Source organism: Nostocoides jenkinsii Ben 74, assembly GCF_001046875.1.
In the GTDB taxonomy this organism is placed as follows: Bacteria; Actinomycetota; Actinomycetes; order Actinomycetales; family Dermatophilaceae; genus Nostocoides_A; species Nostocoides_A jenkinsii.
The window spans coordinates 1449943-1473479 of record NZ_HF571038.1 but is presented as its reverse complement, the minus strand read 5'-3'; the positions used below and the strand labels follow the sequence as shown (position 1 = coordinate 1473479).

General features: G+C 68.7%; 21 protein-coding genes. 14 read left to right on the top strand and 7 right to left on the bottom strand.

Going from position 1 to position 23537, the window contains the following annotated elements:
- Window positions 1–71 precede the first annotated feature (71 nt).
- The 5 genes from BN13_RS06755 to BN13_RS06730 all read left to right on the top strand — a co-directional run bounded on the left by BN13_RS06755 (window position 72) and on the right by BN13_RS06730 (window position 7906).
- Window positions 72–1529 carry a CCA tRNA nucleotidyltransferase gene (locus BN13_RS06755; protein WP_048548954.1) on the top strand — a complete coding sequence of 486 codons (1458 nt, stop codon included), beginning with the start codon at window positions 72–74 and terminating at the stop codon, window positions 1527–1529.
- Between the two features lie 58 nt (window positions 1530–1587).
- Window positions 1588–3684 carry a cell wall-binding repeat-containing protein gene (locus tag BN13_RS06750; protein WP_048545479.1) on the top strand — a complete coding sequence of 699 codons (2097 nt, stop codon included), beginning with the start codon at window positions 1588–1590 and terminating at the stop codon, window positions 3682–3684.
- A 54-nt stretch (window positions 3685–3738) separates the two neighbouring features.
- Window positions 3739–4455 (top strand): PP2C family protein-serine/threonine phosphatase, encoded by a 717-nt coding sequence (locus BN13_RS06745; protein ID WP_235433963.1) that lies wholly within the window; start codon window positions 3739–3741, stop codon window positions 4453–4455.
- A gap of 84 nt (window positions 4456–4539) precedes the next feature.
- Entirely contained in the window at window positions 4540–6708 is a 2169-nt protein-coding gene (locus BN13_RS06735; RefSeq protein WP_084733613.1) for a cell wall-binding repeat-containing protein, read from the top strand.
- Between the two features lie 112 nt (window positions 6709–6820).
- The gene (locus tag BN13_RS06730; protein ID WP_157038477.1) at window positions 6821–7906 is read left to right on the top strand and encodes a cell wall-binding repeat-containing protein; all 1086 of its coding nucleotides are present in this window, start codon (window positions 6821–6823) and stop codon (window positions 7904–7906) included.
- A gap of 15 nt (window positions 7907–7921) precedes the next feature.
- On the opposite strand, the gene BN13_RS06725 is transcribed toward BN13_RS06730, so the two are convergent.
- A complete protein-coding gene (locus tag BN13_RS06725; protein WP_048545469.1) occupies window positions 7922–9013 on the bottom strand; it encodes an inositol-3-phosphate synthase in 1092 nt (363 codons plus the stop codon).
- A 26-nt stretch (window positions 9014–9039) separates the two neighbouring features.
- Window positions 9040–9642, bottom strand: a complete 603-nt coding sequence (locus BN13_RS06720) for a PadR family transcriptional regulator (RefSeq protein ID WP_048545468.1) — start codon at window positions 9640–9642, stop codon at window positions 9040–9042.
- A 192-nt stretch (window positions 9643–9834) separates the two neighbouring features.
- On the opposite strand from BN13_RS06720, the gene BN13_RS06715 reads away from it, so the two are divergent.
- The gene (locus BN13_RS06715; RefSeq protein ID WP_084733923.1) at window positions 9835–10743 is read left to right on the top strand and encodes a TIM barrel protein; all 909 of its coding nucleotides are present in this window, start codon (window positions 9835–9837) and stop codon (window positions 10741–10743) included.
- A 56-nt stretch (window positions 10744–10799) separates the two neighbouring features.
- On the opposite strand, the gene BN13_RS06710 is transcribed toward BN13_RS06715, so the two are convergent.
- From BN13_RS06710 to BN13_RS06695, 4 genes are read right to left on the bottom strand one after another with little or no spacing between them, the layout of a single operon-like run.
- Window positions 10800–11195: a type II toxin-antitoxin system VapC family toxin gene (locus BN13_RS06710; RefSeq protein WP_268806954.1), complete on the bottom strand. Its 396-nt coding sequence runs from the start codon at window positions 11193–11195 to the stop codon at window positions 10800–10802.
- Entirely contained in the window at window positions 11192–11476 is a 285-nt protein-coding gene (locus BN13_RS06705; protein ID WP_157038476.1) for a ribbon-helix-helix protein, CopG family, read from the bottom strand. The genes BN13_RS06710 and BN13_RS06705 overlap by 4 nt, the downstream gene beginning before the upstream one ends.
- A 49-nt stretch (window positions 11477–11525) precedes the next feature.
- A complete protein-coding gene (iolD, locus tag BN13_RS06700; protein WP_048545464.1) occupies window positions 11526–13457 on the bottom strand; it encodes a 3D-(3,5/4)-trihydroxycyclohexane-1,2-dione acylhydrolase (decyclizing) in 1932 nt (643 codons plus the stop codon).
- A 47-nt stretch (window positions 13458–13504) separates the two neighbouring features.
- Window positions 13505–14590, bottom strand: a complete 1086-nt coding sequence (locus BN13_RS06695; RefSeq protein ID WP_235433962.1) for a transaldolase family protein — start codon at window positions 14588–14590, stop codon at window positions 13505–13507.
- Window positions 14591–14697: 107 nt separating this feature from the next.
- On the opposite strand from BN13_RS06695, the gene BN13_RS06690 reads away from it, so the two are divergent.
- From BN13_RS06690 to BN13_RS06675, 4 genes are all read left to right on the top strand, one after another.
- The gene (locus BN13_RS06690; RefSeq protein WP_048545459.1) at window positions 14698–15882 is read left to right on the top strand and encodes a Gfo/Idh/MocA family protein; all 1185 of its coding nucleotides are present in this window, start codon (window positions 14698–14700) and stop codon (window positions 15880–15882) included.
- Window positions 15879–16925, top strand: a complete 1047-nt coding sequence (gene iolG, locus BN13_RS06685; protein WP_048545457.1) for an inositol 2-dehydrogenase — start codon at window positions 15879–15881, stop codon at window positions 16923–16925. The genes BN13_RS06690 and iolG overlap by 4 nt, the downstream gene beginning before the upstream one ends.
- A gap of 2 nt (window positions 16926–16927) precedes the next feature.
- On the top strand, window positions 16928–17872 hold the full coding sequence (locus BN13_RS06680; protein WP_048545455.1) for an SDR family oxidoreductase: 945 nt from the start codon (window positions 16928–16930) through the stop codon (window positions 17870–17872).
- Between the two features lie 80 nt (window positions 17873–17952).
- Window positions 17953–18726, top strand: a complete 774-nt coding sequence (locus BN13_RS06675) for a TIM barrel protein (protein WP_048548951.1) — start codon at window positions 17953–17955, stop codon at window positions 18724–18726.
- Between the two features lie 110 nt (window positions 18727–18836).
- Here BN13_RS06675 and BN13_RS06670 read toward each other — a convergent pair whose 3' ends face one another.
- Complete coding sequence (locus BN13_RS06670; RefSeq protein WP_048545453.1) at window positions 18837–19574, bottom strand: GntR family transcriptional regulator; 738 nt, start codon at window positions 19572–19574, stop codon at window positions 18837–18839.
- Window positions 19575–19697: 123 nt separating this feature from the next.
- Here BN13_RS06670 and iolC point away from each other — a divergent pair, with 123 nt between their 5' ends.
- The 4 genes from iolC to BN13_RS06650 are packed head-to-tail and all read left to right on the top strand — an operon-like array spanning window position 19698 to window position 23498.
- Window positions 19698–20654, top strand: coding sequence for a 5-dehydro-2-deoxygluconokinase (gene iolC / locus BN13_RS06665; RefSeq protein WP_048545452.1), 957 nt, complete (start codon window positions 19698–19700; stop codon window positions 20652–20654).
- Window positions 20651–21529, top strand: a complete 879-nt coding sequence (locus BN13_RS06660; RefSeq protein WP_321162896.1) for a Cgl0159 family (beta/alpha)8-fold protein — start codon at window positions 20651–20653, stop codon at window positions 21527–21529. The genes iolC and BN13_RS06660 overlap by 4 nt, the downstream gene beginning before the upstream one ends.
- 21 nt (window positions 21530–21550) lie before the next feature.
- Window positions 21551–22450, top strand: a complete 900-nt coding sequence (gene iolB / locus BN13_RS06655; RefSeq protein ID WP_235433961.1) for a 5-deoxy-glucuronate isomerase — start codon at window positions 21551–21553, stop codon at window positions 22448–22450.
- Between the two features lie 37 nt (window positions 22451–22487).
- Window positions 22488–23498 carry a Gfo/Idh/MocA family protein gene (locus BN13_RS06650; RefSeq protein ID WP_048545448.1) on the top strand — a complete coding sequence of 337 codons (1011 nt, stop codon included), beginning with the start codon at window positions 22488–22490 and terminating at the stop codon, window positions 23496–23498.
- Window positions 23499–23537 lie beyond the last annotated feature (39 nt).

Here is a 23537-nt window from a genome sequence, read left to right as displayed (position 1 = left end):
TAGATGGCCATCAGGTGGCCTCTCCGGGAAGCGCGGTCGAGTTGTGCTCGCATTCGCCGATACCGTTGGACATCGTGAACTCGCCCTTCTCGCAGGCACTTCAGCGTGCTGTTGCGACTCTTGGCCCCTCCCTGGGCCTGCTGTCCGACCTCGGCGACCGGTTCGTTGAGGCGGGTCATGAGCTCGCCTTGGTCGGCGGGCCGGTGCGTGATGCCTTCCTCGGGCGCACCAGCGCCGACCTGGACCTGACGACGAGTGCGAGTCCGGAGGAGACCGAGCGAATCCTGGCCGCGTGGGGCGAGACGACCTGGGACATCGGGCGCGCCTTCGGCACCATCGGGACGGTCCGGCGGGGTACGACGGTGGAGGTCACGACCTATCGCGCAGACGCCTACGACCGGCAGTCCCGCAAGCCGATCGTCGCGTTCGGCGACAACCTGGAGGACGACCTCCGTCGCCGCGACTTCACGGTCAATGCGATGGCGCTGCGGCTGCCGTCGCTGGAGTTCGTCGATCCGTATGGCGGTCTGGCCGACCTCGCCGCGAAGCGGCTGCGGACACCGGCCCCGGCTCCGGTGTCGTTCGCCGACGACCCCCTGCGGATGATGCGGGCGGCGCGGTTCGGCGCGCACCTGGAGTTGGTGCCGTCGGCCGAGGTGTATGCCGCGATGCGTGAGTTGGCGCCATCGATCAAGATCGTCTCGGCGGAGCGGGTGCGGGACGAACTCAGCAAGCTGCTGCTGGCCCCTTCACCGCGGCCGGGTCTGCGGCTGCTGGTCGACACGGGATTAGCCGATCACATTCTCCCGGAGCTGCCCGCGCTGCGGTTGGAGATCGACGAGCACCACCGGCACAAGGACGTCTACGAGCACTCGCTGACGGTCCTTGATCAGGCGATCGCGCTGGAGGGCCCTGCGACCGGGCCGCCGGAGAGCGTGCCCGGCCCGGACCTGGTGTTGCGACTCGCGGCGCTCCTGCACGACATCGGCAAACCCAAGACACGGCGCTTCGAGGCGGGCGGGGGCGTCTCCTTCCACCACCACGAGATGGTGGGCGCGAAGCTGACGAAGGCCCGCCTGCGCGCGCTGCGCTTCGACAAGGAAACCGTCAACGCCGTCTCCCGGCTGGTGGAGTTGCACTTGCGCTTCCACGGCTACGGCGATGGCGCGTGGACCGACTCCGCGGTCCGCCGGTATGTCACCGATGCCGGACCGCTGCTGGCCCGCCTCCACCGGCTCACCCGGGCCGACTGCACGACGCGCAACGCACGCAAGGCGCGTCGCCTCGCGGCGACCTATGACGAACTGGAGCGGCGCATCGCGCGATTGCAGGAAGAGGAGGAACTCGCGGCGGTCCGTCCGGAACTCAACGGGCACGAGATTGCCGAGATCCTCGGCATACGACCTGGTCCGGTATTGGGGAAGGCCTATTCATTCCTGCTCTCGGTGCGCTTGGATGACGGGCCCATCGGCAAGGAGGCCGCGGCCGACCGTCTGCGTGCGTGGTGGGCGGAACAAGAAAAGACGTGATCAGATCGGCGCGCCCGGGGGGGCTGCGCCGGACGCCGTTGCCGAGTACGTTCGAGCCATGTCGATCGAGATTTCGCGTTCCCCGCGTCGCCGGGTGGCCCGGCCGCTGACGTTGCGGCTGCTGACAATTCTGGCGACGTGCGTCGCGATGCTGGCCGGGGGCATGGCGCCCGGCTGGGCGGGTGCGCCGGCGGATAGCAAGGCGGGCGAATGGCGACTGCCTGCGCCGAGCGGGGATCGGAGCTTCGTCGGTGAGCATCGCGTCTTCGTGGTCCCGGCGTATTGGTCCGGCAGCGCGCCGGACCCGCTCGACCAAACCAGCGTCAGCACGCGCATCGCGGAGGCGAGTTCCTACTACAGCGCGATCTCGGGCGGACGGATGACGGCCAAGCTCGGGTGGGTCTCCGGCTGGCAGAAGCTCAACCTGACCTCCGCCCAGGCCGGCTCGTGTGATCTCGCCGCGATCGGCGATGCCGTGCGGGCGATCGTCGGCAGCGCCGGCAGGCGCGATCACCTCGTCATCTACCTGGACAACGAGGCGGCGTGCGATTTCACCGACTACGAGGTTCCCGGGCTCACCGACAAGGGCGACGGGCTGACGTTCTCCAATGGGGTGATCAGCGGTGATCTCTTCCGCCGGGTCATCTCGATCAATTCGCGCGCGGCGAGCACGGGCTCCCTGGACTGCGCCGAGGGGGCCACCCCGGTGCCGCTGTCCTCGACCTGTGAATACCGGGACCGGACCGATCCCTGGGATCCGACGAGCGTCCACTCCTACGGCCCGATCGGTATGCCGATGGCGGACTCCCTCGCCCGCTTCGGCTTGATCTCGGCCAGCGACTACCCCGCGGCGACCACGGGCGAGAACGCCACCTTCACGATCGCCCCGTTGACCGCCGCCAGCGGCACGCGCGGCTTCTACTTCGACGAGGACGGCTACCGCTATCACGTCGACTATCGAGTTCCGTCGGGGCAGGACGCGTGGATCGATGACCGCACTCTGGTGATCAATGGGGTGCCGCGCACCGACCCGGGCGGCGGCGTGATCGTGCATCGGCAATTGCTCGGAAGCGAGATCGGCAACCGGGAGTTGCTCGACTTCCATCCTGACGCGGTGCGGGCCAATGTCAACCGCCACCCGGGCCTGGAGGCCGGGGAGAGTTACACCGCACCCGGCTCCGCGTGGGCGCTGAAGGTGGAATCCGCCGACTCGACCTCGGCGAAGGTCAGCCTGAGCTTCCCGGTGCTGTCCAAGGTCATTCGGTGGAGCGGCGCCGACCGGTTCGCCACGTCGGCCACCATCTCGGCGCGCAACTATCCGGCCGGGGCCCCCGTCGCGTTCATCGCGTCGGGGCGGGTCTACACCGACGCGCTATCCGGTGCGCCGGTGGCGGGCAAGAGCAAGGGCCCGGTGCTGCTGGTCGACACTGACGCGATCCCGGATGTGGTGCGTACGGAGTTGCGCCGGCTGGCACCCGCGAAGATCGTCGTGCTCGGTGGCCCGGCGACGATCTCCAGCACCGTCGAGTCGCAACTGGACGCCTACACCACCGGCGCGGTCGAGCGGTGGAGCGGACCCGATCGCTTCTCGACGTCGGCGATGATCTCGCAACAGAGCTACCCGACCGGGGTCGGCACGGCCTATATCGCCTCCGGCCGGGTGTTCACCGACGCGCTCTCCGGGGCCCCGGTGGCCGGGAAGAACAAGGGGCCGGTGCTCCTCGTAGACACCAATGCGCTTCCCAGCGACATCGCCAATGAGCTGGTGCGGCTCCGTCCCGGCCGCATCGTGGTGCTCGGTGGCCCGGCGACGATTTCCCCCGCCGTCGAGGCCCGACTGGCCACGATCGCGCCGACCGAGCGGTGGTCCGGAGATGATCGCTTCGCCACCTCCGTGGCGATCACCTCGAAGTCCTACAGCCCGGGCGTCGGGACGCTCTACATCGCCTCCGGGCGCGTCTACACCGACGCGCTGTCTGGGGCACCCGTCGCAGGTATGACGTCGAGCCCCGTCCTGCTGGTCGACACCTCGGCGATCCCCTCGTCGGTCGGGGCCGAGATTGCGCGGCTGCGGCCCGGACGCATCGTGATCTTCGGCGGGCCAGCGACGGTCTCGACGGGTGTCCAGGCGGCCTTGGCTGGCTACCTTTCGTAGCCCAGGCCCGGGACACAGTTACTCGGGATCGCTTGGGTGTGGGAGATTGTGCCCGTGATCGAGGTCGGCGCCGCCACCCACACCGGACTGGTCCGCAGCGGCAATGAGGATGCCGCCCTCGCGGCATACCCGGTGTTCGTCGTTGCCGACGGCATGGGCGGGCACGCCGCGGGTGAGGTGGCGAGTGCGCTGGTCGTCGGCGCGCTCGCGGACCTGCCCGCCGACCCGACACTGGAGGATGTCGTCGACCAGGTCCTTGAGGCCAACCGGCGCGTGCGCGAGGGCGGTCGCGAGCCCGGTCAGGGCGGGATGGGGACGACCGTGACCGGCGTCGTGGCGCTCGGCGACGGGTCGTGGGCGCTGATCAATGTCGGCGATTCGCGCGTCCTGCTCAGCCGGGGTGGGGAGTTGCGGCAACTCACGACGGACCACTCCGAGGTCCAGGAACTGGTCGATCTCGGAATTCTCGCGCCTGACGAGGCAGCGGTGCACCCGATGCGGCACGTCATCACCCGCTCCCTTGGGGCATTCGACGAGGTCGAGGTGGACAACGAGCGACTCCACCTCGTGCCGGGTGACCGGCTCTTGGTGTGCTCGGACGGGCTCACCGATGAAGTGGCCCCCGATGAGATCTATTGGGTGCTCGACACCGCGCAGTCGCCGCAGGAGGCGGCCGACGCCCTCGTGACCGCCGCCCTGACGCACGGCGGTCACGACAACGTGACGGTGATCGTGCTCGACATCCTCGTGGACGCTTCCCCGGCCGGCTGAGGTTGCCCGGCGGCTGTCAGCGCCAGGCATTAGGGTCTCGCCATGCCCAGCGATCGGGTCGCCCGGGGATTTGGGGAGGTATGCATGCGCGTCAGGTTCCGAGCCAGCACCGTGGCGATGTTGGCGGCATGGGTGACCGTGGTTTTCGGTGGGGTGCCGGCGTCGAGTTCGGCGATGTCCTCGCACGACCGGGCGTCGGGGGCGCAGGCGTCGGTCATCGCGGTCGATCCGCCACCGGGCGGCGCGGCGGATCGGGAGCGACCGGCGGGGCTCCCGGACTACTTCGTCAGCGAGCGAGATGGCACTCGCCGGGGTGCCGATTTCACCGACTTGGCGGCACCGCGGACGGCGGAGCCGGGCATGCACGAGGTGCTCGTCGTCCCGCTCTACTACAGTGCCAAGCCCTCGACCACCGCCGATGAGCTTCGTGAAGCCATCGCAGGCACCGACGACTACTACAACACCGCCACACGGGGAGGCATCCGCTTCCGGACGGCAGACGTCAAGCCATGGTCCAAGATCGAGCTGACCCAGTTCGACATCGACAACTGCAATGAGACGCCATTCCTGGTTGCCGCGCGCAAGCTGGCCGGGACCTATCAGACCGACGGCACGCATCACCTGGTCGCCTACATGCAGAACCTGCCGAGTTGTTGGTGGGGCGGGCTGGCCACCATCGGCACCGGCGAGTACGAGAGCTTTGCGTGGATCAATGGCTACACCTCGCCGCAGCTGTGGGCGCACGAGTTCGGGCACAACCTCGGGCTCTATCACAGCGGCTCGATCTATTGCGCCGACGGCAATGACACCGTCCCGCTCTCCGACGACTGCCACCAACAGACCTACGCCGATCCGTGGGAGCTGATGGGCAATGAGTCGCGGGGCATGATCTCCGCCGAGAATCTCCGTCGGATCGGGATGCTGACGCCGCAGTCCAGCACAGTCGCCAATGTGGACCGGGAGGTCACGATCGCGCCGCTGACATCGGCGTCTGGGCTGCGCGACGTGAGCTTCACCGACGGCGCGAGCACTTATCACCTCGAGTACCGCACCGCGACCGGCCTCGACTCGTGGATCAACACCAACTCCTACACCGGGCCGGGCGGCGTCCGGCTGACCTATCCCGGTGGCGGGATCGTCGTGCGCCGCGAGTTGCCCGACTTCGGTCAGTTCGGCGAGCAGGACGTCATCGACTTCCACCCCGACGATGACTGGTATGCCGCGGAGCGTCACCCCGGGATGGAGCCGGGTGAGTCCTACACCTTCCCCAGCGGGCGGGTCCGCCTCGACTTCCTGTCGGCCAGTTCTGCGGGGGCGCGGGTGCGCATCTCGTATCCCCGCGCCGACGGCGTGTTCCGGCTGAGTGGAGCCAACCGCTACGAGGCGGCCGTGTCGATCAGCAAGGCGCACTTCGAGGTCGGGGTGAAGACGCTCTATATCGCCTCGGGTGAGGTGTTCACCGACGCGCTTTCGGGCGCCGCGGTCGCCGGCCGGGCGGGTGCGCCGCTGCTGCTCGTGGCCAAGGACCACCTCCCCAGCGTCGTGCGCGCAGAGATTCACCGGCTGCAACCCGAGCGCATCGTCGTGCTCGGTGGGCCGGCCACCGTCAATGACGATGTCTTCAACATCTTGACCACCTGGGGCGCCCCGGTGACGCGCTTCTCGGGCGCCGACCGCTACGAGACCTCGGTGGCCATCGCGAAGGCCAACTACCAGCCCGGTGTGCCGGTGGCCTTCATCGCCTCCGGGAAGATGTTCCCCGACGCGCTGTCTGCGGCTCCGGTCGCCGGCAAGGTCGGCGGCCCGGTGCTGCTGGTGCCCGGAGACGCGATTCCCACGACGACGGCGGCGGAGTTGCGACGGTTGGCACCACAGCGCATTGTCGTCCTCGGTGGCACGTCGACGATCGATGCCGCGACCGAGACCGCTTTGGCGGGTTTCACGACGGGCGCGGTGGAGCGGTGGTCGGGCGCCGACCGTTACGAGGTGTCGGCGTTGACGTCCCGGCAGTCGTTCCCCTCCGGGGCCGACATCGCCTATGTCGCCTCGGGGCTGGTGTTCCCGGACTCGCTGTCCGGTGCGCCAGTGGCCGGTATGGCGCCGGGCCCTCTTCTGTTGGTGCGCACCGACCGGATCCCCGATTCGGTGGCGGCGGAGCTGACGCGACTGCGGCCCAAGGCGATTGTCGTGCTCGGCGGAACGGCGAGCGTCCGGAGCGTGGTGTCCGAGCAATTGAAAGCCTTCATCCGCTGAGGGTCGGTTGACCGCGGGGCAGATTGGGACTCGGGCTCGGCCCGCCTAGGCTTGTCTCAAGGGGGGCTGCCCGGGCGCCGGGCAGAGAAGTTTCTGCCAAAGGAGTCTTCCGTTGTCCACTCGTGCGCGACGCTCACGCGCTCTGCTTGTCTCCGCCACTGCCGCGCTATCCCTTGGGGTGCTGGCCGCCCCGGCTGGCGCACTCTCGCCGTCGGCAACTATGCCCAGCCAGATCGGGGCCGACCGGTCGGTGCCCCCTGCCGCGGGCGTTGAGCGGTGGGCCGCTGGCGTGGAGCGGTGGGCGGGAGCCGATCGGTATGCGACCTCCGCGGCTATCTCGGAGCGCAGCTTCCACCCGGGTGTCAGCGTCGCCTATGTGACCTCGGGTTTGGTCTTCACCGACGCGCTGTCGGGTGCGCCGGTCGCCGCGCGGAGCGGCAGCCCGGTGTTGCTCGTGCGGCCCGACGCGATCCCGAGCGCGATCGCCACCGAGTTGGAGCGGCTGCGCCCCTCCCGGATCGTGGTGCTCGGCGGGTCCAATAGCGTCAGCGTGGAGGTCGAGCACGCGCTCACCCGCTTCGCCGGCGATGGAGGGGTGGTGCGCATCGACGGCGTCGATCGCTTTGATGCCTCCGCGGCCATCTCGCGGTCCGCCTTTGCCCCGGGCGTCAAGGTCGCCTTCATAACCTCCGGGCGCAAGTTCACCGACGCCCTCTCCGTCGCCCCGGTTGCCGGACGCGGCGGCAACCCGGTCCTGCTCGTCGAGCACGAGAGCCTGCCGGGCGTCATCGCGACAGAACTGCGGCGGCTGCGCCCGGGCCGGATCGTGGTGCTGGGCGGCAATGGCTCGGTCCGCGACAGCGTCGTTGACCAGCTGCGGCAGTTCACCTCCGGTCCCGTGCCGCGTTGGGCCGGAAGTGACCGCTACGAGACCTCGGCTGCGATCTCCCGCGCGTCCTTCGCCCCCGGAGTGCGGGTCGCCTTCATCGCCTCGGGCGAGGTCTTCAGCGACGCCCTCTCCGGGGCCCCGGTGGCCGGGGTCTCCGGCAGCCCCATGTTGCTCGTGTCACCCACGCGCATCCCGGAGTCCATCCGGACCGAGCTCGCCCGCCTGCGACCCCAGCGCATCGTCGTCCTCGGGGGGACAAGCACGATCAGCGCTGGGGTCGAAGCCGACCTCGCGGCATACGTCTCGTAACTCGACGGGCGCGGGTCAGCGGGGCTCGGTGCCCGCGATGAACGCCTCCAGACGGGCGCGTCCCTCGGTGTCCTCGCGCTGCTCCGGCGGGGACTTCATCAGGTATGCCGCGGCCGACAGCAGCGGGCCACCGACGCCGCGGTCCTTGGCGATCTTCGCCGCGCGAATGGCGTCGATGATGATGCCGGCGGAGTTCGGGGAGTCCCAGACCTCCAGCTTGTACTCCAGGTTCAGCGGCACGTCGCCGAACGCGCGGCCTTCGAGACGGACATACGCCCACTTGCGGTCATCGAGCCACGCGACATAGTCGGACGGGCCGATGTGGACATTGCGGTCCTCCTTCTTGCCGGCCAGCGGGCCGTTGAGGTTGGAGGTGACAGCCTGGGTCTTGGAGATCTTCTTGGACTCCAGCCGCTCGCGCTCCAGCATGTTCTTGAAGTCCATGTTGCCGCCGACGTTGAGCTGATAGGTGCGATCCAGCACGACACCGCGGTCCTCGAAGAGCTTCGCCATCACGCGGTGCGTGATCGTCGCGCCGACCTGAGACTTGATGTCATCGCCGATGACCGGCACGCCGGCGGCCTCAAACTTCGCCGCCCACTCCGGGTCGGAGGCGATGAAGACCGGCAGCGCGTTGACGAAGGCCACGCCGGCGTCGATTGCGCACTGGGCATAGAACTTGTCGGCCTCTTCGGAACCCACCGGCAGGTAGGACACGAGCACGTCGACCTTGGCATCGCGCAGCGCGGCAACGACATCGACGGGCTCGGCCGCAGACTCATCAATGGTCAGGCGGTAGTACTTGCCGAGCCCGTCGAGCGTGTGACCGCGCTGGACCGTGACGCCCGTGGTGGGGACGTCGGCGATCTTGATCGTGTTGTTCTCCGAGGAGTTGATGGCCTCGGCGAGGTCCTTGCCGACCTTCTTGTCGTCGACGTCGAAGGCCGCGACGAACTCGACGTCCTTGACGTGGTAGTCGCCGAAGGTGACGTGCATCAGGCCCGGGACGGTGCCGGACGGGTCGGCATCGCGGTAGTAGTGAACGCCCTGGACGAGCGAACTCGCGCAGTTGCCGACGCCGACGATGGCGACGCGGATCGAACCCATGGTGGTGCTCCTTAGGTGGTGATGGGTTAGTTGGGCGCGCCCAACCGCGGGGGTTGGAACGCGGGGTGGTTCGGGTCAGTGAGGGTGCCGGGGGTCGAGGAGGATCCGCGCTCGGCAGCGATGAGTTCGGCGAGCCAGCGCAGGTCCCGGACCAGGCTTTCTTCCGTATGCCGCGTCAGCAGCCGGCTCCATGAGTCACCGCTCGCGGCGTCCCGGCGGATGGCGGCGAGGCGTTCCTCGAGCCGGGCCTGGCGGCCCTGCAGGATGCGCAGTCGGGCGGTGCCCTCCGTGCGTGCGAAGAAGGCGAGGCGCAGGGCAAAACTCTCGTCGTCGTATGCCGCGTCGTCCCCTCCGCCGGCCAACTCGCCAAAGCGGGCTCGGCCATGCTCGGTCAGCTCGTAGACGATCCGCGGCCGGCGAGATGTGTTTGGGCCGTCGGTTGACCGCTCGACGAGGTAGCCCTCCTCGACCAGCCCACGAAGGGCGGGATAGAGAGTGCCGAAGGAGAGGGCGCGGAACGGGCCGATCGCGAGGTCGAGGCGCTTGCGCACCTCATACCCATGCATTGGGGCCTCGTGCAGGAGGCCCAGGACGGCGAAATCAAGCAGTTGCTGTCGTTTCGTCGCCATCCCGCCTCCTTGTTGCGTGTCGATATATCGAGCCGATACATGCAGCATACTAACAAAGGTCATGGTTTGTCATGTTCTGGGCAAATGAGAGAATGTCCTGACATAACTTGACTGGCAAGCGTCCGAGGCGGGATGCTTGTGGCCACCCCACGCGCCGACTGCGGCTCGTGCCTGCCCGAGGAGGAACTGCCCATGTCCGGCACGCTTGGTGCGCTCGACGGCCGAATCGCCGCCGCCCCAATTTCCTGGGGGATCTGTGAGGTCCCCGGCTGGGGCGAGATGATGCCGTCCGAGCGAGTGCTGGGCGAGATGCGCGAGCTTGGGCTGCCCGCAACGGAGCTGGGCGCTCCGGGCTTCCTGCCCGAGGCTGAGCCGGAGTTGAGTGAGCTGCTCGGGCGTTACGGGCTGGCGATGATCGGCGGCTTCGTGCCGCTCGTCCTGCACGATCCGGCCCAGCGGGCTGACGCGCTCGCGCGGGCGACCGCCGTGGCGAAGCTGTTCCAGGCCGCCGGGGGCACCCGCTTTGTCACCGCGCTAGTGCAGGACTACGACTGGTCGACGCCCGTGCCGCCCACGGCGGACGACATGAAGATCGTCGGCGAAGGGCTCCGCGAAGTCGACGCCATCTGCGCGGCGCACGGCCTGGTCCAGGTGCTCCATCCGCACGTCGGAACCATCGTCGAGACTGCCGCCGATGTCGCGCTGGCGCTGGAGCACACCGATGTCGCCTGGTGCCTCGACACCGGCCACCTGCAGATCGGCGGCGTGGACCCGGTCGCCTTCGCCAAGGAGTACGGCCACCGAGTGGGCCACGTGCACCTCAAGGATGTCGACGTCGCAACGGCCGATCGTGTCGTCTCCGGCGAACTGACCCTGCTGCAGGGGGTGCAGGCCGGGATGTTCCGGGCGCTCGGGACCGGCGATGTCGCCATCGACGATGCGGTCGTCGCGCTGGAGGAAAGCGGCTACCAAGGTTGGTATGTCCTGGAGCAGGACATCGCCCTCACCACTGGACTGCCGGCCGAGGGCACCGGCCCCATCGATGACGTCCGGGCCTGCCTGGACTACCTGCGCACCACTGTCGTCCCGCGCCTCCCCTGACTCACCTTTAAACGACGTTTGGCGGGCCGGGACCCGCCGAAGGTCGTACTGAGCGTTCAGGGATTGACGCGTCGCAGACCAGGTGCCCCGTCGAAGTCCGCGTCGATGGAGACGATCTCCGTGAAGCCCAGGGCCAGCGCGGTGGCCGCGTGGATGGCATCCCGCCCGCGGAGATCGCCTCCCGCGGCAAGCTGCCGGGCGCTGCGCCAGACGTCGAGGGAAAAGTCGTGGGCGACCACGCTGGCCTCCAGGGCAACAACTTCGGCGAGGGCCTGCTCGCGGGACGTGCGGCGCAGCCGGTGAAAGAGCACCTCCTGCAAGGCTTCGACACTGCAATGGAGCGGTCGGTTCTCTGCCGCTGCCCGCGCGAGGAAGGCACGGCAGCGAGGTCGCCAGGCCGATTCAGCCCTCATCGCATAGATGGGGATCGTGGAGTCGATGAACCAGCTCAAGACCGGTCCCCCGGAGCCGCGAGCACGACCCGGTCGAACTGCTCATCGAGTTCGGACGCGAGGTCGCCAGGGCTTTGCACCTGGTCGGGGCCTGGGCTCTCGGTCAGGGCCAGGAAGACCTCGACTCCCTCGGTCCAGGAATGCTCCGGCTCCAAGTAACGGTCCAAGGCGTCGCGGACTACGGCGTTGACGCTGCGGCCGCTGCGCCCCGCCTCCGCCGCGACCCGGTCGTACTGATCGTGACTGAGCAGCAACTGGAGGCGACGTTCAAGAACTGACATCGCCACAGCATACACATGCAGTGTGTATGTGCTAGACGGTGCTCAGCGCTCAGAGGTAGGGGCGCTGGGCTGCCTTGGCGGCGACGTGCTCGGCATACGCCTGCTGGGTCGAGGAGAGGGTGGAGACCTCGGCGACGGGGACGTCCCACCACGCGGTGCCCGGCGGGTTGGGGCCGAGCAGGTCAGTCTCGATGTAGAGCACCGTCGTCCGCTCGGCCGCGCGGGCCTTCTCCCAGTTCGCGCGGAACTCGGCAATTCCATTGCAGCGCAACACATCTGCGCCCCAGGAAGCGGCGTTGGCGGCGAGGTCGAGGGGCACTTCCGCGCCGTCCAGTCGGCCGGTGCCACCATCGCGCATGCGGTATGCCGTGCCGAACCGCTGCGAGCCGCGCGACTGTGAGAGGGCGCCGATGGAGGCGAAGCCGTGGTTCTGCAGCAGGACGATGATGACCTTCAGGCCCTCGGAGACAAGCGTCGCGATCTCCATCGGGAGCATTTGATAGGTGCCATCGCCGACGATCGCGACGACCTCGTGCTCATCGCCGACCGCGAGCTTGACGCCCAGCGCGGCGGGGATCTCATAGCCCATGCACGAGAAGGCGTACTCGACGTGGTATTGGCTGGGAGTCGTTGCGCGCCATAGGCATTGGAGATCGCCGGGCATCGAGCCGGCCGCATTGATGACAACATCTTCGGGGGCCATCAGCTCGTTCAGCGCGCCGAAAACTTCGGTCTGCGCGGGCAACGGCGCGTGGTCGCGGTGATAACACGCGTCCACCTCGCGCTGCCACGCGGCGTCGAGATCGATGGCCCGCTGCCGGTATGCCGCGTCGACCTCCCATCCGGCCAGCGCGTCGGTGAGCGCCGTGAGCGCCTCGCGGGCATCGGCCTGGAGCATCGTCGCGCCGTGCTTGGCCGCGTCGAAACCGAGGGTATTGATATTGACGAAGCGGACGTCCTCCGCGGCGAAGATCGTGTGGCTCGCCGTCGTGAAGTCCGAATAGCGCGTGCCGATGCCGATAACGACATCCGCTTCTGCCGCAAGGGCATTCGCCGCGGATGTGCCGGTCGATCCGACACCACCGACGGCGCTCGGGTGATCCCAGTTGATCGCGCCCTTGCCGGCGTGGGTGTCGGCGACCGGGATGCCGGTGGCCGCCGCAAACCCTCGCAGCTGCTCCGACGCCTCCGAATACACGACGCCGCCACCGGCGACGATCAGCGGCCGCTTGGCGCTGCGAATCACGTCTACGGCCCGCGCGAGCGCCGCCGCCTCGGGCACCTGGCGAGCGATATGCCACGTGCGCTCGGCAAAGAAGGCGAGCGGCCAGTCATACGCCTCGGCTTGCACATCCTGAGGGAGGGCGATGGTGACGGCGCCGGTGTCGGCCGGGTCGGTCAGGACGCGCATCGCGTTCATCAGCGAGGGCATGAGCTGCTCGGGCCGAGTGATCCGGTCGAAGAAGCGCGAGACCGGGCGGAAGCAGTCAGTGACCGCGGTGTCGAGCGTCTGCGGCGATTCCAGTTGCTGCAGAACGGGATCGGGCAGCCGGCTGGCGAATTGGTCGGACGGAAAGAGCAGGACCGGAATCCGATTGGTGGTCGCGAGCGCCGCGCCGGTGATCATATTGGTGGCGCCGGGCCCGATCGACGTCGTCACCGCCATGACCTGGGTGCGATTGCGCGCGCGGGCAAAGCCGGTGGCCGCGTGCACACCGCTCTGCTCATTGCGAATCAGGTAATAGGGGACGTGGCCATGGGCGAGCGGGTCGACTCCCTCGCCACCCTTCGCGGCGACGCTCTCCTCATAGGCCACCTGGTCTTGCAGCAGGGCCTGGCCAACACCGCAGACATTGCCGTGGCCGAAGATCCCGAACATCCCGGTCACGAGGCGTTGCCGCTGGCCGTCCCGCTCCGAATACTGCGCGCCGAGGAAGCGAATGACGGCTTGGGCGACGGTCAACCGGACGGTCTGGCTCATGTCTGCAGTCTCTCTGGTGGAAGCGGGGTATGCGGACTCGGGTCGCCTCAGGGGGCCGGGATGAGGACGTCGCGCACGATCTGGTCGAGCTCCTCATCCGCCGCGAGGAACTGCCGCAGCGTCTTGCGCGTGGCACCGAAGGTGTCGAACTCCGCGGTCGTCATACCGTCCGGCTCGTAGGCGCGGCGGAAGTCGGGGAAGGCGCGCTCAAGGCGGTCGATGATGGCGGGGTCGACGGGGATCTGCATCCGGTCGACGGGCTCTATGCCGGTGGCCTGAATCTTCTCCTGCCACGCGAACGGCGGGGAGATGACGACATCGCCGCCGACGAACTCGCTCCACTGCGCCGTGTTGCGGAAGGCCGCGGACAGCAGGCGGGAGCGATAGCCGCGCTCCTGGAAGATGCCGTATGCCCGCTTGAAGGCGGCGATGCCGGCCCATTCCAGATCGCCCTCCTCCAGGACGACATCATTCTCGACCTGGCCGCGCGCGGCGAGGTCCTTGAGCCAGTCGTCGAGGCGGCCGACCATGATCGTGACGACATGCCCCATCTGTGAGATGTCGTATCCGGCGGCGGCGCGCTGGTCCATGCCGCGCTCGATCGCCTCCGCTGCCGCGAGTGCCTGCGGGACCGAAAACGACACAGTGACATTGATATTTACGCCACGCGCGACGGCGTCCTCGATGGCTTCGACACCCGTCGCGGTTGCCGGGATCTTGACGATGATGTTGGGGGCGAGGGAGGCGAAGTACTCGGCCTGGTCAGCCAACGCCTTGGGGCTTCGGGCCAGGCGCGGATCGGTCTGCATTGAGAGCCGGCCATTGCGGCCGTTGTGCTCGGGGAAGATCGGCGCGAGCTGCTGCGCCGCTTCGAGGGAGATCTCCTCAACGACCTGCCATCCGATCTCGGACTCGGTGGCGGTGGGCTTCTCGGCGGCGATCTCGCCCATCCGGGCCGTCCAGCGCGGCAGGTCGTTCTTGATGCACTGCACCGCAATGACCGGATTGCAGGTGGCGCCCACCGCACCCCAGGCGATCGACTGCGCCAGTTCGCGCGGGTCGGCGCTGTCGTTCCACAGCACGGTGTCCCCGCGACGGGTCATTTGCTCGAGCGGGCTGGTGTGGTCGGTCACGAGAAATCCCCTTGAGATGGTGGACGTGGCGCTCTCATAATGACAGAATGTCAGAACATTTGCCAAGGCCGCCGGTCGCCCGGTGACCTCGACACCCCGGAGGACCCATGCCCGTCGCAGAGCTGCCCGTCGCCGTCATCGGCGCCGGCTGGATGGGTCACGTTCATGCCCGGTCGTATGCCCGCGCGGTCCAGCATTGGCCGGACCTGCCCCTGCGTCCGCGGGTCGTCGCCGTGGCCGAGGCGGTTCCGAGCGCGGCGCAGGCCTTCGCCGCGGCCCACGGCGATGTCGCGGTGCACGAGGACTGGCGGGCGGTGCTCGCCGACCCGGACATCGCCGCGGTCAGCGTCACCGCCCCCAACTTTCTCCACCGCGAGATCGGCATCGCCGTCGCGGAAGCGGGGAAGCACCTGTGGATCGAGAAGCCGGTCGGCCTGGCCCGCGCCGACGCCGAGGCCGTCCGCGATGCCGTGGAAGCCAATGGCGTCGTTGGGTGCGTCGGGTTCAACTACCGGAATGTACCGGCCGTCGCGCGCGCCCGCCGCATCATCGGCGAGGGGGCGATCGGCGTGCCGACCCATGCCCGCGTCCAGCTCTTCACCGACTATGCCGCGCATCCGGGCAGCCCCTTCGGGTGGCGGTATGCCGTGGCTCGTGGCGGCCACGGCGTCCTCGGCGACCTCGCCTCGCACGGCGTCGATCTGCTTCGATTCGTCCTTGGAGACGTGGATTCCCTTGTTGCACAAACAGCTATCCACATCCCGAAGCGGCCGCTGGTCGAGGCGCAGGGCCACTACTCGGTGGTCGACACCGACGATCCCAACGTCGAGTTCGGCGACGTCGAGAACGAGGACTATGTCGTCGCGCTCCTGCGGATGCGCGGGGGCGCACTCGCCGTGTGCGAGGCCAACCGAGCAGCCGTCGGGGAGCAGAACAACTACGCCCTCGAAGTCCACGGGACAAAGGGGCTGATTCGCTGGGACTTCCGGCGCCCGGGTGAGCTGGCCGTGTCCAGTGGCACGGCATACGCGGGACAACCGACGGCGACCGTCTTCAGCGAGCCGGGGGACGGGGAGTATGCCGCGTTCCAGCCCGGGGCGGGCATCGCCATGGGCTATGACGACACCAAGGTCGTCGAGGCCCGCAACTTCCTGACCGCCATTGCCGAGGGGCACGTCGGCGGATCCGCCGAGGGCGCGCACGCGACCCTCGCCGACGCCGTCGCCAGCGCCACGGCCCTCGATGCGATGGTCAATTCACACGACTCCGGAAAGTGGGTTCACCTGTCATGACGCGGGATGCGGGTTTCGCCGTTTCCACCGATCGCCCCGAGGTAGTGCGGCGCATCGGGCTTCTCGGCTGCGGCCGGATCGGCCGGTTGCACGCGAGTTTGCTGACCGAGCTTGCCGGCTTCGAGTTGGTCGCGGTGGCCGATGTCGCCGAGGCGGCCGCCGCCGGTGTCGCCGAGTCCACCGGAGCGCGCGTCGAGAGCATCGACGGACTGCTCGCCGCCGACGACATCGACACGGTCGCGATTTGCACAAGCACCGACACCCATGTCGATCTGGTGCTGCGGGCAGCGGCCGCCGGGAAGGCGATCTTCTGCGAGAAGCCGATCAGCCTCGACTACGCCCTGGTCGACCAGGCCATGACGGCGGTCGAGGCGGCGGGTGTCCCGTTCATGATCGGGTTCAACCGGCGCTTCGACCCGGGCCACCGGTCGGTGCGCGATGCCGTGGCGAATGGGACTGTGGGAGAGCTTCATACGTTGCGGATCACCAGCCGGGACCCGGCCCCACCGCCGCCGGAGTATGTCGCCGTGTCCGGTGGAATCTTCCTTGACATGGTCATTCACGATTTCGACATGGCGCCCTATGTCGTGGGCAGCCCGGTGGCCGAGGTGTATGCCCGCGGCGCCGTCCGGGTCGATCCGCGCATCGGTGAGGCCGGCGACATCGACACCGCCGTCAGCGTCCTGGTCCACGAGGACGGCACGCTGACCACCATCGACAACAGCCGCGAGGCGGTCTATGGCTTTGATCAGCGGGTCGAGGCCTTCGGCTCCGGCGGTATGGCCGTGTCCGACAACCCGGCGCGCCACGCGGGCTGGAGCATCGGGCGCGACCGCCGTACGAGCGAGCCGCTGCCGTGGTTCTTCCTGGATCGCTACCTGGAGTCGTATCGGCAGGAGTGGCGCGCCTTCCACGCCTATCTCAGCGGTGCCGGCGGCTCGCCCGCGGGGACCGATGCCGCGCGTGCGTGCACCAAAGTCGCTCTGGCAGCGGGCAAGTCGTGGCGCGAAGGTCGCCCGGTCCGCGTCTCCGAGATCGGCTGACAGTGGCCCGCATCGCTCTCACCGGGGCGACCGGATTCATTGGCGGGACCGTCGCGGCGGTGCTCTCCGCGCGCGGTCACGACGTTCTGTGCTTGACCCGGCGACCGGTGGACCTGCCGTGGCCGTCGCAGGTGGTTGACTTCGCGGACGTCGAGGACCTGTCGCGTGCGGTGGCGGATCGTGATGCCGTCGCGCACCTCGCGATCTTTAATGACTTCCACGGCATGTATGCAGATCGCCGCGCCGCCTACGACGGTTATGTCGGGCTCACGCGGCGCATCCTGGATGCGGCCAATGCCGTGGGCGCGCGGGTGGGTTATGTGTCGACCGACTGGGTCTTCGACGGCACTGGACACCTCGTGGATGAGGACGAGACGCCGAACCCGGTCAACCTCTATGGCTATCTCAAGACCGCCTCGGAACTCGTTGTCCTGCATCGGGCTTCGTCCGGTTTCGTGGCCCGGGTCGGCGGGGTCCAGGGGTTGCATCAGACCCAGGCTGCGGGGCCGCGGAGCCAGGATGTGGGCTTCGGCTACTTCGTCCTGGCGCTTGTGGATGCGCTCCGCTCGGGCGAGCGGTTCACCGTCTGGGAGGACCCGGCGATCAATTCCGTGGCGACCCCGATCGTCTCGGCGGAGATCGGTGCACTCCTCGGCTTGGCGTTCGACGCGGGGGCTGAGGGTGTGTTGCACTTCGCCGGCGGCACGGCGGTGACGCGCCGCGAGTTGGCCGAAGCGACGTGTCGGGTCTTCGGTCTCGACGTAGCGCAGGTCGACTTCGCGCCGCCCCCGGACTCCGCTCGGTTGCCGGCCCCGGTGCCCTACGACACGAGCATGTCGGGAGCCCGGACGGCTGCCCTACTGGGCACCACGACGTGGCCCATCGAGGACCAATTAGGTTCCCTCGCAGCGGAACTCGCACACGGCATACCCGTCCCCTTGAGTTGAGTGTCGCCTCATGTTCAGCGTCGTCAGGAGACAGCGTGACCGATCCCGGCAGTCCATTCGTCCTCGCCGCCTCGGCCGAGATGCTGTTCGTCGATCTGCCGATGGAGCGGCGCATTCGGCGCCTGCACGACGCCGGCTTCCACGTCGAGATCTGGGATTGGCGTCGTCACGACCTGGACCGGTTAGCGCGGCTGCATCGCGACGGCGTGACCTTCACGTCGATGACCGGCTACATCCGCGGCACCCTCGGCGATCGCGCCGGTGCGGACGAACTGCTCGCCACCGCGGCGGAATCGATCCCGGTCGCACGACGGATCGGCGCCTGGGCGCTCAACCTGCATGGCACCGGACTCGACGATCGCGGCCTACCGGTCGTCGCGCTGCCCGAGGGGCAGGAGCCGGACGCCGCGATGTGGGAGCAAGCGCACGAAACCCTCACGCGCATCGCTGAACTCGGCGCGCGCGAGGGTGTCACCTTCGTGCTGGAGAACCTCAACCGTGCCGTCGACCACCCCGGCGTCCCGTTCGCGGCCGCCGCCGACACGCTGGCGCTCGTGTCGGCCGTCGACAGCCCCCACCTCCGGCTGAACCTCGACCTCTATCACGCGCAGATTGGCGAGGGGAATCTCATCGACCTCTGCCGGCGCGCCCTGCCGTGGATCGGTGAGATTCAGGTCGCCGACGTCCCCGGCCGGTGCGAGCCGGGAACCGGCGAGATCAACTACCCGGGCGTCGCTCGTGCCCTGGCCGACATGGGGTATGCCGGTGTGGTCGGCCTGGAGTCCTTCGCCTCCGGCGACCCCGCCGCCGCCCTCGCCGCCTTCCGCGCTGCCTTCGGCGCTGCCTTCGGCTGACGCGCTATTGAGCGCAGTTATGCATAACTATGAACTGTGATGACACTGCGTGATCCAGGATTCATAAACTTTGAAACTTATGCGTGTCGCGTGCTGCTCCCCGGCGCTCGTCAGCGCTCGTAGACCGTCACGTCGAAGGCGTATTGGTCGAAGCGGTAGCAGTGATCGCCGTACTCGACCGGGGCGCCGTCCGCGGCATACGCACGGCGGCTCATCGTGAGAAGAGGATCGCCGCTGGCGAGTCCGAGCAACTTGCGCTCGCGCGCGCTCGGCCGGCGGGCGCCGATGGTCTGGTGCGCGACGGCGGGGTGGGCGCCGAGGGTGCGCAGCGCGGCATACAGCGAGCCGTTAGTGACGTCGTCCAAACTCAGCTCGGCGAATCGCGGGGGAAGCCAGTTGTGCATGACCGCCGTGGGAATGTCGCCGGCGGAGCGCAGGCGCTCGATGTGCAGCAGGGGGGTGTCCTCGGGGAGTCCGAGGGCGAGGGCGGCGACCTCGTTCGTCACGCCCGGGTCGAAGGCGAGGACTCGCGTCGTCGGTCGCTGGCCGCGGCGATCCATGTCGTCATACAGGCTCGTGAGTTCGTCGCGGCGATGGATGACGGTGCTCGCGACCGTGGTGCCGACGCCACGACGGCGCACAAGCAGGCCGCGGGAGACGAGTTCGGCGATTGCGCGGCGCACGGTCGGCCGCGACAAGTCGAGCCGCTCGGCGAGGGCCACCTCGTTTTCGAACGCGTCGCCAGGCTGCAAGCGGCCGCTCTCGATGGCGGCGGTCAGCTGCTCGGCGAGCTGGTGATAGAGCGGGACCGGGCTGCCGCGGTCGATGGCGACGGGGATCAGTTGCACAAAGCCAAGGATATGTCAGTAGGTGCGAACAAAGGCGCTCGAAAATGTTCTAACAAAGTGCGGCAAGCAGGTATGCTGAGCGACGCCCCGGAGTGACCCGGGAAAGCCTGCGGACGGAGGGTCATGCCAACAGCCAGCACCGAGGTGCTTGCCATCGGACGCGTCGGTGTCGACCTCTATCCGAAGGAGTCGGGACGCGGTCTGGCGGAGGTTTCGACCTTCGAGAAGTTCCTGGGCGGAAGCGCCGGCAACGTGGCTGTCGCCGCCGCGCGCTACGGCCATACTGCGGCCCTGATCTCACGCACGGGTGCTGATCCGTTCGGCGACTTCGTGCGAAACAGCCTGCGCGAGTTCGGCGTTCACATCGAGTATGTCCGTGCCGACCCAACGCTGCCGACGCCGGTGACATTCTGCGAACTGTTCCCGCCGGACACCTTCCCGCTCTACTTTTATCGTTATCCGACTGCCCCTGACCTGCGCATCGGTCCCGGCGAGATTCCCCCGGTGGCAGTGCGCGACGCGCGCCTGTTCTGGGCGACGCTCACCGGCCTCTCCGCCGAGCCGAGCCGCAGCGCGCATGAGGAGGCGTGGGAGCTGCGGGGGAGGGCGCGGCATACGGTCATCGATTTGGACTATCGCGACGTCTTTTGGCTGACGGAAGCGGATGCCACTCGCGCCGCCGAGTCGGCGCTCGGCGCCAGCACCGTGGCCGTCGGCAACCTTGAAGAGTGCCGCGTGGCCGTGGGCGAGACCGAGGCCGGCCGTGCGGCCGAAGCCCTGCTGGAGCGCGGCATCGAGTTGGCGATCGTCAAGCAGGGGCCACGTGGGGTCCTGGCGGCCACCGCCGACGAGCGAATCGAGATCCCCGCGCAGGGCGTGGAGGTCGTCAACGGGTTGGGGGCCGGCGACGCGTTCGGCGGCGCGATCTGCCACGGCCTGCTCTCCGGCTGGGGACTGGAGCGGATGATCCGGTTCGCCTCCGCGGCCGGGGCGCACGTCGCCGCCCGTCTCGAATGTGCGGCAGCCATGCCGACCGATGCCGACGTCGAGGCTCTCCTCGCAGGCGGCCGCGACCAGTGACCACGATCGACCGAGCGGGATTGGTGAGCACCCGACTACGGACCCCGGACGCCATCGCGGCGGCCTGGGACGCACGTCGACCAGGTGCTGTGCCCGGCGATGGGCGACTCCTGATCATCGCCGCCGACCATCCCGCGCGAGGGGCGCTCGGCGTGCGCGAAGCCGGTATGGCGATGGCCGACCGCGTCGACCTCCTCACCCGGATCGCCGTCGCACTTGGTCGGCCCGGCGTCGATGGCGTCCTCGCCACGCCCGACGTCCTTGAGGACCTCCTCCTGCTCGGGCTGTTGGACGACCGTCTGGTCTTCGGATCGATGAATCGTGGTGGGCTGCAAGGGGCGAGCTTCGAATTCGACGACCGGTTCACGGCATACGACCCGGCGTCGATTGCCGCCCACGGACTCGACGGCGGCAAGATGCTGACCCGCATCGCCCTTGACGATCCGGCCACCGCACCCACTCTGCAATCGTGCGGCGCTGCCGTCACCGACCTCGCGTCGCGAGGGCTGTTTGCGATGGTCGAGCCCTTCCTCAGTGACCGCGGGCCGGACGGCCGGGCCCGCAACCTCCTGGACCCGGATTCCGTGATCCGCTCGATCCACATCGCCGCAGGACTCGGCGCCACCAGCGCGCGCACGATCCTGAAGTTGCCCGTCGTCCCGGAGATGTCCCGCGTTCTAGACGCCACGACCTTGCCCACGCTGCTGCTCGGGGGCGATCCCGGCCCCGATCCGGCGGCGACTCGCGCGGGCTGGCGATTGGCCCTGGCGCACCCGTCGGCGGTGGGTCTCGTGGCGGGCCGGGTGCTGCTCTACCCGCAGGATGATGATGTGGCGACCGCCGTCGACGCGGCCGCCAAACTGGTGCACGGCTGAACTGCTGAATTGAGGCTGACGATGAGTATGGGCAGTGACAACACGCGGTGGGTTCGCCTAGCCGGGAGCACGACAGATGCCCTGTGGGACACCACGATCGGCGACGCCGTCGATGGCTGGGTGCACACCGGCCTGCTCACGGCGCGCCTCGACCCGGGTGACACGCGGGAGGTCGACCTGGCCACCCACGAAGCCGTGGTCGTCCCCCTGGCCAGCGGAGTTCGGCTCACCGTGACCCACGAGGGCCAGACGCAGGACATCGTTCTCGAGGGCCGCGAGTCCGTATGGAGCGGGCCCACCGATGTCGCCTACGTGCCGCGGGGAGCCACTCTGACGTTGACCGCCGAGGCCCGCGCCGAAATCGCCGTCTGTCTCGCCGCCGACACCACCACCGAGCCTGGGCCACCGCCGAATCGCGTTGCGGCGCAGGATGTCCCGGTCGAACTGCGGGGCGCTGGCATCGCCTCCCGGCAAGTCCGCAACTTCGGCGTGCCCGGCGTCCTGGATGCCCGCCGGATGATCGCCTGCGAGGTCATCACCCCCGCCGGCAACTGGTCGTCCTGGCCGCCCCACAAGCACGACACCGAGCGGCCCGGCGTCGAGACGGAACTCGAGGAGATCTACTACTTCCGCACCCGTTCCACCGATCCCCGCGGCACCGATCCGATGGGATACCAGCGGGTGTATGCCGCGGGCGCGCGTCCCATCGATGTCCTCGCCGAGGTGCGTTCCGGGGATGTCGTGCTCGTTCCACACGGCTGGCACGGCCCGGCGATCGCCGCCCCCAATGCGGACCTCTATTACCTGAATGTGATGGCTGGCCCAGGGCCCGAGCGCGCGTGGCTGATCTGCGATGACCCCGCCCATGCGTGGGTGCGCGAGTCCTGGACCACCACCGCCATCGACCCGCGCCTGCTCTGAACTTCTGAAAACGACACGCACAGAAAGGCTTTCCCCCATGCGCATCGGCATCACCGGTACCGGCCGGATTGGCGCCTTCCACGCCAAGACCCTCCTCGGCGTCCCGGGCGTCGACGGACTCGTGGTGACCGACGTCGTGCCCGAGTCCGCCGCCAAGGTCGCCGCCGACCTCGGCCAGACCGCCGTCCCGGATCTCGACGCCGTCCTGGCGGCAGGGGTCGACGCGCTTGTCGTCACCTCCTCGTCCCCCGGACACGCTCCCGCTGTCCGCGCGGGGCTCGCCGCGGGCATACCCATCTTCTGTGAGAAGCCGGTTGCCGCGGAGCTGGGTGAGGCCATCGAACTCGCCCGCCTCGAAGCCGCCGCCAGCACCCCGGTGCACATCGGCTTCCAGCGACGCTTTGACGCCGGCTACCGTCGGCTGCGGGACGCGGTTCAGTCCGGTGAACTGGGCTTCGTCCACTCCATTCGCGCGGCGACGCACGACCAGGCACCGCCGCACGCGGCATACATTCCGACCTCGGGTGGGCTGTTCCGCGACTGTTCGGTGCACGACTTCGATATCGTGCGCTTCGTCAGCGGCCGAGAGGTCGCCTCGGTGTTCGCCACCGGCGGCAACAAGGGCGCCGAGTTCTTCCGCGAGGCCGGTGATGTCGACACGGGCGCGGCCATCCTGACTCTCGACGACGGCACGATGGTGACTGTGACTGCGACGCGCTACAACGGCGCCGGCCATGACGTGCGGATGGAGGTCCACGGCAGCACCGGCTCGATGGCCGCCGGACTCGACGACACGCTGGCGATCCGCTCGGCGCAGCCCGGCGCCACCTTCCCGGCCGGGCCCGCCCATCAGTCGTTCATGGAGCGCTTCCAGCCGGCGTATGTCGCGGAGCTGACCTACTTCGTGGACGTCGCCCGCGGCGTGGCACCCTCCCCGTGCACCGTCGCCGACGGCCTCGCCGCCGCCCGGATCGCCGAGGCCGCCCAGCGCTCGAAGGACTCGGGCACCGTCGTCACCCTGACGGAGATCCCCGGGCTTCGAACTTGAGCACGCCTTACGCACTTGAGCACGCCTTACAAGGCGTGC

What these genes read in the sequence shown, in the direction of transcription:
- BN13_RS06690 (WP_048545459.1), top strand. Translation starts at nt 14,698, where the DNA reads ATGCCCGTCGCAGAGCTGCCCGTCGCCGTCATCGGCGCCGGCTGGATG.
- BN13_RS06675 (WP_048548951.1), top strand. Translation starts at nt 17,953, where the DNA reads ATGCTGTTCGTCGATCTGCCGATGGAGCGGCGCATTCGGCGCCTGCAC.
- BN13_RS06715 (WP_084733923.1), top strand. Translation starts at nt 9,835, where the DNA reads ATGTCCGGCACGCTTGGTGCGCTCGACGGCCGAATCGCCGCCGCCCCA.
- iolC (WP_048545452.1), top strand. Translation starts at nt 19,698, where the DNA reads ATGCCAACAGCCAGCACCGAGGTGCTTGCCATCGGACGCGTCGGTGTC.
- BN13_RS06735 (WP_084733613.1), top strand. Translation starts at nt 4,540, where the DNA reads ATGCGCGTCAGGTTCCGAGCCAGCACCGTGGCGATGTTGGCGGCATGG.
- BN13_RS06705 (WP_157038476.1), bottom strand. Translation starts at nt 11,476, where the DNA reads ATGTCAGTTCTTGAACGTCGCCTCCAGTTGCTGCTCAGTCACGATCAG.
- iolG (WP_048545457.1), top strand. Translation starts at nt 15,879, where the DNA reads ATGACGCGGGATGCGGGTTTCGCCGTTTCCACCGATCGCCCCGAGGTA.
- iolB (WP_235433961.1), top strand. Translation starts at nt 21,551, where the DNA reads ATGAGTATGGGCAGTGACAACACGCGGTGGGTTCGCCTAGCCGGGAGC.
- iolD (WP_048545464.1), bottom strand. Translation starts at nt 13,457, where the DNA reads ATGAGCCAGACCGTCCGGTTGACCGTCGCCCAAGCCGTCATTCGCTTC.
- BN13_RS06650 (WP_048545448.1), top strand. Translation starts at nt 22,488, where the DNA reads ATGCGCATCGGCATCACCGGTACCGGCCGGATTGGCGCCTTCCACGCC.
- BN13_RS06750 (WP_048545479.1), top strand. Translation starts at nt 1,588, where the DNA reads ATGTCGATCGAGATTTCGCGTTCCCCGCGTCGCCGGGTGGCCCGGCCG.
- BN13_RS06725 (WP_048545469.1), bottom strand. Translation starts at nt 9,013, where the DNA reads ATGGGTTCGATCCGCGTCGCCATCGTCGGCGTCGGCAACTGCGCGAGT.
- BN13_RS06720 (WP_048545468.1), bottom strand. Translation starts at nt 9,642, where the DNA reads ATGGCGACGAAACGACAGCAACTGCTTGATTTCGCCGTCCTGGGCCTC.